Here is a 13,291-nt window from a genome sequence, read left to right as displayed (position 1 = left end):
CTGTTTTATATTGGTTTCCCGTAAAATGGCGGGGTGCCGGCGTGAGCTTTCATCGACGGGCTGGCCGCGTCGCTGAATAACCCTCCGTTTACTATGGCGGCATTTGCCCGGGCTTTCGGCCGCCGGCATCCCGATATTTGCCGCAGGCCGGGCCTTGGTCGGCCCTGCCTTATCCATTCCTTAAACGCTGGATGCGAATTTCAGAACCAACCAGAACAATCTGCAAAGCAGAGCTGTCCACGACGAGTGCGAGTGCATTGAGTTGAGTTCAATAAAGGCCAGATACGTTGAATTGCCTGGCGCGATGGCCGCTGGTTGCGAACGTATGGTCCATCCGTCCATCATTGGGCAGAGCGACCGCGAGCGCCAGCGCCGCTTCATCGGCGTCATGCTGGCTGCTCCTTTCTTCGCCGCGGGAGCCGCGGTCACGCTGGTCACTTCGGGCATGGGCGCCGCCGTCACCGTAGCCGCCATCTTTGCGGCCTTTGGTCTATGCTGGTTCATCGCCTTGCTGGTGGCGGCGACCGGCAAGATGGCTGTGGCGGCTCAGGTCGCCCTGGCGATAGCGGGCCTTGCCCTTGGCGGCCTGATCGCCGCCGCCGGCGGACTGAGCTCTCCTGTCGCCATGCTTGTCGTGGCGCTGCCGTTCGAAGCCTGGTGGATCGGTGCCTCGCGGCGCGCGGCGCTGTGGGGCGCCGTGTCGGCAACGGTCGCCATTCTGGCTCAACCTCTGGCCGTTGCCATGTTCCCGTTCGCAGGGGCGCAGATCGCCCCATGGCACTGGCTGGTGCCGTTGGCCTGGGCGCTCACGCTGGTTCCGCGCATTTCGGCGCTTCGCGACACCGCTGGCGCGGCGGATGTCGTGGACACGGCCGACCGGCTCGAAGACATCATCGACGCGGTGGTCCTGCGCGTCGCCCGTCACGGCGAGGTGCTGGATGCTTCCGCAAAGGCGCGCACGCTCTTGAAGCTGCCGCCTGAACTGCTTTCCGGAAATGGCTTCTTCGACCGCATCCACCTGTCGGATCGCGTCTCCTATCTCAGCGCATTGGCCGACATGCGCGACGGCGCGTTGTCGCGCCGGCTCGAATTGCGCATCAGGCTGCCTCAGAATGGCAACGGCCAAGTGGCCGACAACTATCGGCCGTTCTCGCTTGAGCTGGTGCGGGGCGAAGAGGAGGTCGACGTCTTCACGCTTGTGCTGCGCGAGAATAACGAGATCGCCCGGCTGCGTGAGGATTTCGCGGCGGCCAATGAGGCGGCCGCGTCCGCCGAGGTGGCGAAGGGACGTTTCCTGGCGGTGGTGAGCCATGAATTGCGCACGCCGTTGAATGCCATCATCGGCTTCTCGGATATGCTGCTGCACGAGATGTTCGGTACCTTCAAGGATCCGCGTCAGAAGGAATATGTCGGCCTGGTGAGGGATTCGGGCCAGCACCTGCTTGCTGTCGTGACCTCGATACTCGACGTGTCCAGGATCGAATCGGGCGTCTACGCGACCGAGCCGGAGCCGTTCCGGTTCTCGGAGGCGGTCGACATGTGCCAGTCCATGATGCGGCTGCAGGCGCAGGCCAAAAACATCGATCTGCAAGCGCAGATCGCGCCGGATGCGGGCGATATCAATGCTGATCGGCGTGCCGTGCAGCAGATGCTTATCAATCTCGTCTCCAATGCGATCAAGTTCACTCCGGAGGGCGGCGATGTCGTCATAGGCGCCAAGCGGATCGGCTCGCGCCTGCATTTCTGGGTCAGGGATACCGGCATCGGCATCGCCGAAGAAGATTTCGCCAATCTCGGCAAGCCCTTCATGCAGATCCAGAACGACTATACCCGCCGTTTCGAGGGGACGGGTCTCGGCCTTTCGTTGGTGAAGGGCCTGGTGGCGCTGCACGACGGCACGATGTCCATCGAGAGCATGCCGGGCGAGGGCACCACGGTGACCATCAGCCTGCCGGTGAACGGACCGAAGGGGCGCACGGCGGAGAAGGCCGGAGTGCTGACGATGCCGTTGGCCATGGGGAAAGAGGACAGAAATGGCTCGCTCCGCAAAACAGCCTAAGCCGGTCAAGCGCCGCAGCAACGCCTTTCAGGATGGCGCTGTCGCGGTCGGTGGCATGATTTCGCGCAATCCTGTCCTGGTGGGCGGGTCGACGGCATTCCTGGTGACGCTGTTCTACGTTTCCGCGAACGCGTTGTGGTACCAGCCTTTCCCGCATGCTGGCGCGTTCTTCGCGACGCGCAGCATCCAAGGTTTTCCGCATGCGGCGGCCGACGAACCAGAGACGACATTCAACATCGTGCGGCCAGGTGCTTCGCCGGCACCGGTCAAGGCTGATCCGGTGGTCGGGCAGGTGCAGGGCATACTGAAGGATCTCGATTTCTATTCCGGCCCGGTCGACGGCATTTCCGGACCCAACACGCGCAAGGCCATCCAGGCCTATCAGCAAAAGGTCGGGCTCAACGCGTCCGGCGAGATCGACGCGCTGCTGCTGGATCAACTGGGCGCGACGCCGAAAACCGCTTCCGTCGTGCCGAGACCGCAACCGCGCCCGGATATACCGGCCGCCGTGCCGGTGTCCTTGCAGACAAATACCGGGCAGTCGGGTCAGGCGAATGCCGCCCAGACGAATGCCTCGACGCAGGGACCCGATCCCCGCATCGTCAAGATCCAGGCCGGGCTCAAGGCATTCGGCAACGACGACATGCAACTGGATGGCGTCGTCGGCGCCCGCACCAAGGCGGCGATCAAGGAATTCCAGTCGCTGTTCGGGCTGCCGCAGACCGGCGAGCCCGATGAGATCGTCTACGTCAAGATGCGCGAGATCGGCCTGACCAACTGACGGCCGAAACGACGGCTCGCCGAGCGCCGGAAATACCGATAGATAGCCCGCACGCCTTCCGGAGTTATCTTATGCGCGTCACATCGGATCTGTGGGTCTCGGCCCTGTTGCGCCGGGTTTTCGGCGCCGGCGGATTTGCCGCCGTGGTCAAACGCGGCGCAACCGAAGCCGGCGCTGTTTTTGTCCTGGCGCGCGGCAGGTCGGGAGACATTGCCCTGTTCGGGCCGGCGCCGCAGACGAGTTACGATTCAGCGAAGCCCGACGACCGCTTCTTCAGCCTTCTCGGCACCGGCGATGATGCCGCCGTGTTCGACGCTCGACTGGAAAAGGAAAAGAAGTTCGATCCCGATATCTGGGTGGTCGAGATCGAGGCTGGTGCCGTTCCCGTCGAGGAACTTATTTCCGTAAAGACGCCCTGAGGCCGGACGAGGCCGCCTCGTCGTCATTGTTCGATGCCTTGCGGGTATCGTTGTTTGCCGGCGCGGCCTCGCGAACCACCTTCGAAAGGGTTTCGGCCTTCCAGACCCGCACCTTGTCGACGGCCGCATCGCGATGCAGCAGGCGGTAGCGGTCGAGGAAGGTGCGGATCGCTTGCGGATGCGGGAATTGGCTGGGATAGACGGCAACCGTGATCAGAAATGCCCGGTCCTCGCTGAGATCGAGCGAGCGCAGTGCCGCGAGCAGCGACGCGTAGTTCTGGTTGGCGGTTAGCGATCGCGCGGTCGAGAAATCGATTTCGAGCGCGTCGGCGAGCGCGGTCTGGAAGAACGCGGCATTTCCCGTCAACGCCGTTTCGCGCAATTTCACATAAGTGTCCGTTCCCGTGAAAGGACCGGCCTTTGGCGCCGCCGCCTCGTCGCCAATGCGCATCATGGACCGCAGCCTGCGCCGTGCATTTTCGGCGGCAATGCCGGGCGACTGTTCTCGCGTGCCGGAGGCGACCTCCGGGATCACCGGCGCGATCTGGTTGGTGGCGTTGGCGTCCGGATCCCGCACCCGCACCAGGGTTGGCCGTTCAAGCACCCTGATCAGATCGGCAATGGTCGGATTCAGATCCTTGCGGCGCGCTATGGCGCGTGCGTGAGGCAGGCCATGCCGACCGATCAGCGCGATGAGATCGATGTCGCTGACCGCGCGCGAGCGAATGAGCAGGGGGGCGGCAATGTCGACCGGTTCCTCGCAGAGACGACGCACCAACGCGGCGGGGGCATATTCGCATTCGGAAAGGGCGGCTGCGACGTAACGGCGGGATTCGACGGACACATTGTCGAACAGCGGCAGCGTCAGGTCCTCGAGCTGGCCGATCTCGCGGCGTGACGGGCGGGTGAGCGAGCAGAACGCCGACACCGCGGCGCGAAACAGCCTTTCGGCCTTTCCCGATTCCGTTCGTACCGCGATTTGCCTGAAGTCCGAAGATGACACGAAGGATACGCCCGATAACAGACACAGACCTGGCCATGCTCGACCGGGACCATGTCGGTCGAGCGCTTACCAAGAACAAAGATCAAGTTAGCGACGATCCGTTAGCGCTCCGTTAACCCTCTGCCCTCCTTAATGACATTTGGAGGCGTTGCGTTGTGCTCCGGGGAAACCGAGAGGAATGCGCGAATCATGGGCATGGTACTGTCTTTCGTGCCGCGAACGGCACCAAGCAATCGCATAAAGCAAACCGCCGAAATGCCGGCGGCAGTGATCATCTTTCCCGGCATCCGTTACGAGCGGTCTCACGCTGGCGAAGTGCGGCCGGTCGATCCCGACAAGCCGGGCCCGCCGCGGACGAAGCCGGTCCCGCATCATTAAAGCGCGTCGCGTTCGAACGGATTCAGGCGTCGCGCTTTAAATGTTTGTTTCGCGCATGTGAGGTCCCAAAAACGGGGCCACCTTTGGGCGACACGCACTAGAAGTCCTGCAACTCGCAGGAGCTCTGCTCGAAAAAGCGCGACACGATCGGCTTCCAGCTGTCGTCCGGCACGAAAGCGCGGATGACGAAGATGCCTTCCTCGATCGGCGCTTCGACGAAGATCGCTCCCTGCAGGTCCTCGGGAAGGTCCTTGCGCACGTCGATCATCTGCGCCGGCGTCAGCACGACGGCATCCAGCACGCCGCCGGTCGCCGTGTGGTCGTTGAAGGAATAGATGTTGTGGCCGCTGCGGTCATAGACGGACACCGACCAGAACGGGACGTGTCCCGGCGCCTTGATGCGGACCATCCCTTCGCCCAGGTCGAACCGGCAAGCCGTGGCATAAAACAGCGGGTCGACGGATTTCACCACCGGCGCGCCACCGGCTTCGGCATCGAGCCGGGTCATCCTGTAGAGGTCCGAGGCCATCGACAGCCGCGACCAGGCGTCGCGTTCGGAGAATTCAGGCACCAGCAGCAGCACGATGATGTGCACGATGCCGGCGCCGACGAGGCCGAGCAGGACGGCATGCAGAAGCCTGCGCATGGCGGCATATAAACTACGCATCGCAGCCGACCTTCACGATACGCGGCAGCGAAACGTCCGACAGGCCGGTGCTGCTGGCGATCGGCGTGTCATAGAATGTCAGCACGAAATACATCCTGCCAAAGCCGTCGGTCAGCAGCCAGTTGCCCGGCATCGGGTGATGGCTGGCGGAAATGATCACCGAATTGTCGGGTTGGCGCAGCACCCCATAGGATTGCAGCGCCGCAAGCCGCGGTTTGCCGGTTTCGACCACGCCGAGCGACTGGTCGGCGGCATAGAGCGTCCAGAACCGAGCCGTCGGAAATCCACCCTCGATCTTGTAGGTGCATTCGCGCTTGAGTTCGCCGCCGCTCGCGTCGCGCTCGGCGACGAAGGACAACCCTTCGGCGCGGCCGAGCGCAAGGACCCCTTCACGCGCCACGCGAGCCTTCGAATAGGGGTCGGCGGACGGCGTGCCAATGTCGGGAAAGGCCGTCCACTGGCCGATCCTGATTGCGCCGACGCCATCCTGGATTTTGAGCGCATACCAGACGCTGCCGCCACCGCCGCCGATGGCTATGGCAAGCGAAAGCAGCGTCAACAAAGCATTCTTGAGCATGAAGGGCCAGGGACACGAAAAGTTGCCGCCCGGGGATATCGCGGCGCGGGGCCTTGTGGCAAGCGGCCCGATGGATTTGCCCAAATCCACCGAGGCTCGCCGGGCAATATCACAGCGCCGACAGCGTCTCCGGCGATGTCGATACACCGAGGATGGGTGCCGACTGGAACAGCCTGGTCATGTCCCTCAATGTCTGCGTGGTCCGGCTGGACAGCACCGCTGGCCGTTCCGCAGCCGCATCGGCCGCCGCCTGCGCGTCGCTCTTCTTCTGCGCTTCCTCGGCCTTGGCAGCGACCTCCTCGTCGACGAAGGGTTTGTCGATGCCCGGGATCGGCTTGAGGTCTATGTTCTGGTGCGCGTAGACCATCAGGCGCTGCCACACCATCGCCGGCAGCGAGCCGCCGGTCATGTTCTTGGTCGGCGTGAAATCGTCATTACCCAGCCATACGGCCGCCGTGTAGTTGCCGGTGAAGCCGACAAACCAGGCGTCGCGGTAGGACTGCGTCGTGCCGGTCTTGCCGGCGACGACGATGTTGGGAATTTGAGCCCGCCGCGCGGTGCCCATCACCGGCACAGCGGCGAGCATGGTATTCATCGATTTGAGCGCCTGCTCGGACAGAACCCGGTGCGGCGGCGGCGCATCCTTGGCGAAGTCGTAGACCACGTCGCCGGTGCGGGTGACGAGCTGCGTGATGCCGTGCCGGGAGCCGACGAAACCGTTCTGGGCGAACACGCTGTAGCCCGTCGCCTGGTCCATCACGGTCATGCCCGAGGTCCCAAGCACCATCGTCTTGTGTGCTTCGAGCGGCGACTCCACGCCCATCGCCTCGGCCATCGCCTTGATCGGCGCGATACCGAGATGGTCCTTGGCCAGCCGCACAGGCACGGTGTTGATCGATTTGGCCATCGCCATGATCAGGGTGATGTTGCCCGCCGATTCGCCACTGTAATTGTGGGGCGACCAGTTGCCCCAGCTGATCGGGCCGCCGGAAATGATGGAGTTGGGCGTGAAGCCGTGTTCCATCGCGGTTGCATAGACATAGGGTTTGAACGACGAGCCGGTCTGGCGCAACGCCTTGGTGGCACGGTTGAACTGGCTGGCGCCGTAGTCGCGGCCGCCGACGATCGCCCTGACGGCGCCGTTGGTCTCAATGACGACGACCGCGCCTTCGGTGACGTTGTACTCCTTGCCGAACTGGCGCAGGTGGAACTCGACCGATTCTTCCGCCGCCTTCTGGATGTTGGCGTCGAAGGTGGTGTGGGCAACGAGCGAATGCTGCCCCGGTTTGGCGATCTTCTTGACCTCGTCGAACGCCCAGTCGAGGAAGTAGTCGGGGCTCTTCTGCTCGCCGCGATCAACCACATCGGCCGGATGCAGTCTTGCCTGCAGCACCTGGCCTTCGGTCATGAAGCCGGAATCGACAAGATTGGACAGCACCACATTGGCGCGCGCACGTGCCGCCGGCAGATTGATGTGGGGAGCATATTTGGTCGGCGCCTTGAACAGACCGGCCAGCATCGCGGCCTCGGCGAGGTTCAGATCCTTGACGCTCTTGCCGAAATAGAAATCGGCGGCCGCCTCGATGCCGAACGTGCCGCCGCCCATATAGGCGCGGTCGAGATAGAGCTGCAGGATTTCCTTTTTCGATAGATTGGCCTCGAGCCACAGCGACAGGAATGCTTCCTTGATCTTGCGCTCGAACGTGCGCTCATTGGTGAGGAACAGGTTCTTGGCCAGCTGCTGGGTGATGCTCGATCCGCCCTGGACGACCGAGTTGGCCCGCACATTCTCGAATATCGCTCGTGAAAGCCCCAGAACATCGATGCCGTAGTGATCGAAGAAGCGGCGATCCTCGGTGGCGAGCACTGCCTTGATGACGTGATCGGGCATCTCGTCGACCGGCACCGAATCGCGCTGGATGATGCCGCGCTGGCCGATTTCGTTGCCGTAGCGGTCGAGGAAGGTGACGGCGAAGTCGCCCTGGGCGCGCCAGTCGCCGGCGGTGTCCTGGAAAGCCGGAATGGCCAGCGCCAACATGACCACAATGCCGCCGGCGCCCAGCGTAAAGCCTTCGCTCAACAATTCGATGATGCCGCGACGCCAGCCGGAGACGCGGAAACGCCGCGAGAAGATCGTGGCGGCTTCCCAGAACTGGCGCGCCTTGAAACCGATCTCGTAGAGCGAGGAATCGATCCATGCGTCGAGCGCCAGCAGCCAAGCGGCGATCGGACCTCTTCTCTTGCGCGGTTCAGGACTGGCCATTCAAAAACCCGGCGAGCAAGGCGCCTCACCTGAAAACCGCAAGTCGGCAATTTCAGGGCGGCGCGCCGTCTCGACTATTCATCCATTTTGGGGACACCCACAAGGGCGGCGAGGACACAGCTGTACGGTTTGTTGGCTGGCAGGGCAGGGGAAGCATTTATGGCGACCGCCGCCGCCTCGACAACAACGCACCTTGATCAGGCGGCTTGAGGTCAGCGCGATCACCCTGTCCGGGGCAACTCTTTAAATGATCATCGCGGCGAGGCCGCCGCGATGGCCGCTTGTAGCAGAACCCGCGCGCCGGTGACTGCGTCGGCAGGTTCCACATATTCCGCCTCGTTGTGGCTCAGCCCGTCACGGCACGGCACGAAGATCATTGCGGCGGGCGCCACCCGGGCGAGGAACAGCGCATCATGGAAGGCGCCCGATATCATCTGCTTGTGCGGCAGCCGCAGCGATCTGGCGGCGTCCTCGATGATTTTGACCATATCGGGAGAGAATGCCGCCCCGGGCATGTCGAACGATCGTTTGATCATTGCCGTGCAATGCTGGGCCTCTGCCTCCGCCGCGCAAACCTCGCGCACTTCGGCCTCGATGGCATCGAGCCGCTCCGGCTGTGGATGCCGCAGGTCTACCGTGAAGCTCACGGATTGCGGTATGGCGTTGATCGATCCCGGCTGGGCGGCGATCCGGCCCACCGTCAGCCGCGCGCTGGAGTCGAGCGGCATGATCGTCGTCTGCAGTCTATGTATCGCGGCAATCGCGGCGACCATCGGATCCCTGCGGTAGGCAAGGCCGGTCGTACCGGCGTGGCCGGCAGTGCCCTCGATGGAAATTTCCAGCCAGCGCGTGCCCTGGACGGCGGTCACGACACCGATCGGCATCCGCTCCTTTTCGAGCGAGGGTCCCTGTTCGATATGCAGCTCGATATAGCCTGATATCGGCATGCCGGTCGGACGAAGGCTCGCCTCCGGCAAGGCGGCGATCGTCATCTCGATCTCCGTTGCCGGGGACGCACCATCGCTGCCGACAATGGATTTCCATGCGGCGGTATCGGCGCCGGTGAAGGCCATCGAGCCCATGACGCCCGGGGCGAAGCGGCTGCCCTCTTCATTGGCCCAGGCAACGACCTCGACCGGTGCTTTGGTTTCAGCCTTCGCATCCTCCAGCGCCTCAAGCGCCTCGAAGGCGCAAAGCGTGCCAAGCGCGCCATCGAAGCGCCCGCCGGTCGGCTGGCTGTCGAGGTGGCTGCCGATCAGGAGCGGCGGCAGCGTGGCATCCGAGCCCTCGCGGCGAATGAAGAGGTTCGCGATGCCGTCCTGAAAGATCGCGAAGCCGCGCTCTAGCGCCAGTTCCGCCAGCAGGCGCCGGGCGCTGCGATCCTCGACGCTGAACGCCTGCCGGTTGACACCCCCGGCGGGCGTCGCGCCGATCCGGGCGAACGCGTCGAGCCGTCCAACCAGCCGCTCGCCATTGATCTCAGGCACCAAAGTCACCGCTTGAGGCCGCGTATGAAGGCCTTCACCCGATGCGGATCGACCTCGTTCCACCAGACGCCGTCATATTTCAGGGAGCTGGCGACGATGACGCCGTCGACAATGTCGAGGATGTCGTTGGCATTGTCGGGCGTTACACCGCTGCCGACAAGCGTCGGAAGTCCGGCGGCGTCCTTGATCATCCTGATATAGCCGAGGTCGGCGGCGTGGCCGGTGCGCTGGCCTGTGGCGATCACCGCATCGGCATCGAAGAACACCAGATCCTTGACCTGTTCCTCGATCGGCCGGTCGCCGACGATCGCATGGGCGCCATGCTTGACATGGGCATCGGCAAAAATGCGGATGCCGTTGGCCCGAAGTTTTGCGCGGAAGCGCATGGCGCGCGCCGCTTCGCCTTCGATAAAGCCCTCATTGGCGACATAGGCGTTGGCCCATTGATTGACGCGGACGAAGGAAGCACCGGAGGCACTGGCGATCGACAGCGCGGGAATGGAGGCATTGGCAAGCACGTTGATGCCGATCGGCCGGCCGAGTTCTCGGCGGATGCGGTCGGAGACGACCGACATGTAGGCGGAGGTTTCGGGGCCGATGTCGTCCGGCTTGGCGAACGGCACGTCGCCGTGGTTTTCGACGATCACGCCGTCGCAGCCGCCATCGAGATAGGCTTTGGCGTCGTCGAGGCCGCGCTGGTAGATGGCCTCGACCGCTTCGCCATCGTAACGGGGCGCGCCCGGCAGGGGTGCCAGGTGAACGACGCCGATCACCACCTTGCTTCTGCCGAAGATCGACTGCAGCGCGTCATTCGCGACCTGTTTGGAGCCGATGGATTTGGGGGATTTTGTCATGCGGTTTCCGCTTCCGTCGTTTCCATGAGCGTTTTCATCTCCCGCCTGTCGGGGCAGGATTCGAGAGTGCCGGCGCGTCCGACCGAGATGGCCGCGGCGCGTACCGCGATCCGCGCCGCCGCGGCGAGGTCGATGCCGGCCGCAAGGCAGCCGGCGAGGCAGCCGCAAAAGACATCGCCGGCGCCGCTGGTGTCTAGCACGGTCACCCTGGGCGCCGCGATCCGGTCGATCCGTGCTTCGCCATCGGCAACCAGGCAGCCACCCGCGCCAAGCGTCACGATCGCGGCTGCGGCACCTTGATGGATCAATTCGCGAGCTGCCGCGGCAGGATCACTGGCTCCGGTCAGTTGCTTTGCTTCGCCCGCATTGACAATAGCGACGCTGACGTCGCTCAAAATCGGTGCGTAGCCAGCGGTGAGCGGGCTCGGATTGAAGATCGTCATGGCTCCCGCGCCGCGCGCCGCCCGCAGGCAAGTTGTCGTTACATCCGGATCCAGATTGCCCTGCATTACCACGATGTCGCCGCGTTCGATCGACGGCGCGAAATCACTGTCTGCCAACGGATCGAAGGCGGCGGCGCAACTGGCGCCGGTGACGATGAGGTTCTCGCCCCGCGCATCGACCATGACCGTCGATCGGTCGCTGGGCAAAGACAGCATCGTCAGATGGCTGGCGTCGAGGTCGCGGCTCAACTGCTCCCTTGTCCACGCTCCGGCGGCATCGTTGCCGATCGCGGCATGGAAGCGGACATCGGCTCCGGTGCGCCCCGCGGCCACCGCCTGGTTCGCACCCTTGCCGCCAAGTCCGTCGGCATGTTCCGATGCGTTCAGCGTTTCGCCTGGTTGCGGAAACCGGTCCAGCCGAAACGTCGTATCGACGCAGACATTGCCGACGACATGGACGCGCATGGCTAATCCCTGGCCGTTGCCCAGCCGAGCATCTGTTCAAACAGTGTCTTGTAGCCATTCCACGCGATGAAGCCCGGCGGCAGCCAGTGCGGGCCGACATCAGAGGTCCAGGCGACGGTGCGGCCCTTGCCATATTTGCCGGTCACCAGCAGCGGCAGCGAACGGTAGTCGGAGGATACGGTGGCGAGCACTTCCGCACCGTCCTTGACCGTAACTTCGTTGAAGCCGAGCAGGATCGGCCAATCCTTGCCCAAGCCCTTGAGGATTGGATTGTTCTGTGGACCGACAACGACCGGCGAATAGCCTTCCGGAACCTCGACGCGGTCGTCCACCGGCAGGCACGTGACCGGCAGGACGTCCTCGACCGGCGTCTTGTGATAGCGTGCGCCGCCATTGATGCCCTGGAAGCTGTAATAGCCGCCGAACATCAACAGGCCGCCGCCATTGCCCACATAGTCGCGCAACAGGCGCAGCCGGTTCGGCGTCGGTTTGGAGTGGACCCAGGTGTCGGGGTGAAGCAGCAGCGTGTTGGCGCCAAGATCGGAAAGCACGACGGCGTCATAGGCCGAAAGCGTCTCCATGGTCTGGGGGAAATTCCGCTGCGCCTCATGCGCCGGCATGAAAGTGACGTCGAACGGACTGTCCTTCAGCGCGGACAGCAGTTCATCGGCCCCGGTGTGATAGGTCACGGTCGGAAACTGGTCGAAGCCCTTGATGTGCGTCGCGGTCGAGACCCAGGACTCGCCTGCGAGAAGAACCTTCTTCCTGGACATGTAAACTCCCTTGTTGCTTTTGAAGCCGCGGCTCAGAGGCCATCGGCGAACACGGTCTTTGGGTTGTCGATGAGCATGCGGTCGATTGCCGACTGCTCGACACCATGGCGCTTCAGCCTCGGCACGAAATGCTTGAGGATGAAGCCGTAGCCGAAGCCGCCGAAGCGCGTCAGCATGATCTTCAAGAAGACGTCCTGCGACAGCAGAATCCGGTCGACCAGCCCCATGTCGATCAGCGAGCGGATCGCCTGCGCATTCTGCTCGTCGGAAGGCGATTGCGCGTCCTGGTCGGCATAATAGAAATCCATGCCGATCATGTCGTATTCCAGGAAGGCGCCACGCTCGGCAAGGCTTCTCTGGTAAGCCAGATCGTTGTGGCTCGGGTTCATATGGCAAAGCACCGTATGGCGCAGATCGGCGCCTTCCGCCTCCACCATGTCAAGCACGTCATGCGCCAGCCGTTCCCAGCCGGGCAGATGGATGGTCAGCGGCACGCCGGTGATCTTGGCCGCGCGTGCCGAAGCCCGAAGCGACTTGCGCTCCTCGTCGGTGAAATCCTTGCTGACGCCGACTTCGCCGATGATGCCGGCCATGATTTCGGGCTGTGTCGACCCGCCGCCGACATCGTTGACCAGGAATTCGGTGACGTCGTCGACGTCCATAGCCTTCAGCCAGTTGGGGTGGGTGTGCTGCAGATAGAAGCCCGTGCCCATGACGATGCGCAATCCGGAGGCGCGGGCGATGCGCGCCAGCTTCACCGGATCGCGGCCAATGCCGATATTGGTCGCATCGACCACGGTATGGCCGCCGAGCGCGCGGTACTTCGCCAGTTCCGAAAGCGCCAGGTCGCTGTCGTCGAGCGAGACGTTGTCGCGGTTCATGTAGGGGTTCATCCGCAACTCGCCGATGATCTCCATGCTGACCGGCTGCTCGGCGATCTTCCTCTCGTCGGGATGACAGGGGCATTTCCACGATGTCGCGCCATCGAGCAGGATATGTTCGTGCATCAGGGTCACGCCCATGTCGGCGATCGCGACCGGGCCGGTAACGGTCATCACGGTGCCGGAGCGAACACCGATCGGTGACCGTTCCCTAGGCTTGTCGTCGAACAGATGATCCATG

At 63.5% G+C, this 13,291-nt stretch carries 12 protein-coding genes; 3 read left to right on the top strand and 9 right to left on the bottom strand.

The genetic code is table 11. The features are described 5' to 3' along the window. The first annotated feature begins 325 nt into the window (after positions 1-325). The 3 genes from AC56QQ_RS23830 (at position 326) to AC56QQ_RS23820 (ending at position 3,259) form a co-directional block, all read left to right on the top strand. Entirely contained in the window at positions 326-2,059 is a 1,734-nt protein-coding gene (locus AC56QQ_RS23830) for a PAS domain-containing sensor histidine kinase (protein WP_497123598.1), read from the top strand. Further along, a complete protein-coding gene (locus tag AC56QQ_RS23825) occupies positions 2,034-2,840 on the top strand; it encodes a peptidoglycan-binding domain-containing protein (RefSeq protein ID WP_497123597.1) in 807 nt (268 codons plus the stop codon). Before AC56QQ_RS23830 ends, AC56QQ_RS23825 begins: the two co-directional genes overlap by 26 nt. A 71-nt stretch (positions 2,841-2,911) precedes the next feature. Beyond that, positions 2,912-3,259, top strand: a complete 348-nt coding sequence (locus tag AC56QQ_RS23820) for a DUF1491 family protein (RefSeq protein ID WP_489860506.1) — start codon at positions 2,912-2,914, stop codon at positions 3,257-3,259. Here AC56QQ_RS23820 and AC56QQ_RS23815 read toward each other — a convergent pair. From AC56QQ_RS23815 to AC56QQ_RS23775, 9 genes are all read right to left on the bottom strand, one after another. Next, positions 3,237-4,262, bottom strand: a complete 1,026-nt coding sequence (locus AC56QQ_RS23815; protein ID WP_489860507.1) for a hypothetical protein — start codon at positions 4,260-4,262, stop codon at positions 3,237-3,239. The genes AC56QQ_RS23820 and AC56QQ_RS23815 overlap by 23 nt on opposite strands. Before the next feature lie 475 nt (positions 4,263-4,737). Beyond that, positions 4,738-5,307 (bottom strand): DUF1254 domain-containing protein, encoded by a 570-nt coding sequence (locus AC56QQ_RS23810; RefSeq protein WP_497123596.1) that lies wholly within the window; start codon positions 5,305-5,307, stop codon positions 4,738-4,740. Then, complete coding sequence (locus AC56QQ_RS23805; protein WP_489860509.1) at positions 5,300-5,884, bottom strand: DUF1214 domain-containing protein; 585 nt, start codon at positions 5,882-5,884, stop codon at positions 5,300-5,302. The genes AC56QQ_RS23810 and AC56QQ_RS23805 overlap by 8 nt, the downstream gene beginning before the upstream one ends. 109 nt (positions 5,885-5,993) lie before the next feature. Continuing rightward, complete coding sequence (locus AC56QQ_RS23800) at positions 5,994-8,147, bottom strand: transglycosylase domain-containing protein (protein ID WP_489860510.1); 2,154 nt, start codon at positions 8,145-8,147, stop codon at positions 5,994-5,996. 251 nt (positions 8,148-8,398) lie between these two features. Next, positions 8,399-9,643 (bottom strand): Zn-dependent hydrolase, encoded by a 1,245-nt coding sequence (locus AC56QQ_RS23795; protein WP_497123595.1) that lies wholly within the window; start codon positions 9,641-9,643, stop codon positions 8,399-8,401. Continuing rightward, on the bottom strand, positions 9,640-10,488 hold the full coding sequence (locus AC56QQ_RS23790; RefSeq protein WP_497123594.1) for a BtpA/SgcQ family protein: 849 nt from the start codon (positions 10,486-10,488) through the stop codon (positions 9,640-9,642). The genes AC56QQ_RS23795 and AC56QQ_RS23790 overlap by 4 nt, the downstream gene beginning before the upstream one ends. After that, a complete protein-coding gene (locus tag AC56QQ_RS23785; protein ID WP_497123593.1) occupies positions 10,485-11,396 on the bottom strand; it encodes a ribokinase in 912 nt (303 codons plus the stop codon). Before AC56QQ_RS23785 ends, AC56QQ_RS23790 begins: the two co-directional genes overlap by 4 nt. Before the next feature lie 2 nt (positions 11,397-11,398). Beyond that, on the bottom strand, positions 11,399-12,169 hold the full coding sequence (locus AC56QQ_RS23780; RefSeq protein ID WP_497123592.1) for a glutamine amidotransferase: 771 nt from the start codon (positions 12,167-12,169) through the stop codon (positions 11,399-11,401). A gap of 32 nt (positions 12,170-12,201) precedes the next feature. Continuing rightward, on the bottom strand, positions 12,202-13,290 hold the full coding sequence (locus AC56QQ_RS23775; RefSeq protein WP_497123591.1) for a phosphotriesterase family protein: 1,089 nt from the start codon (positions 13,288-13,290) through the stop codon (positions 12,202-12,204). Position 13,291 lies beyond the last annotated feature (1 nt).

This window comes from Mesorhizobium sp. RCAM 05099 (assembly GCF_059683685.1).
This window is presented reverse-complemented; position numbering and strand designations above follow the sequence as displayed.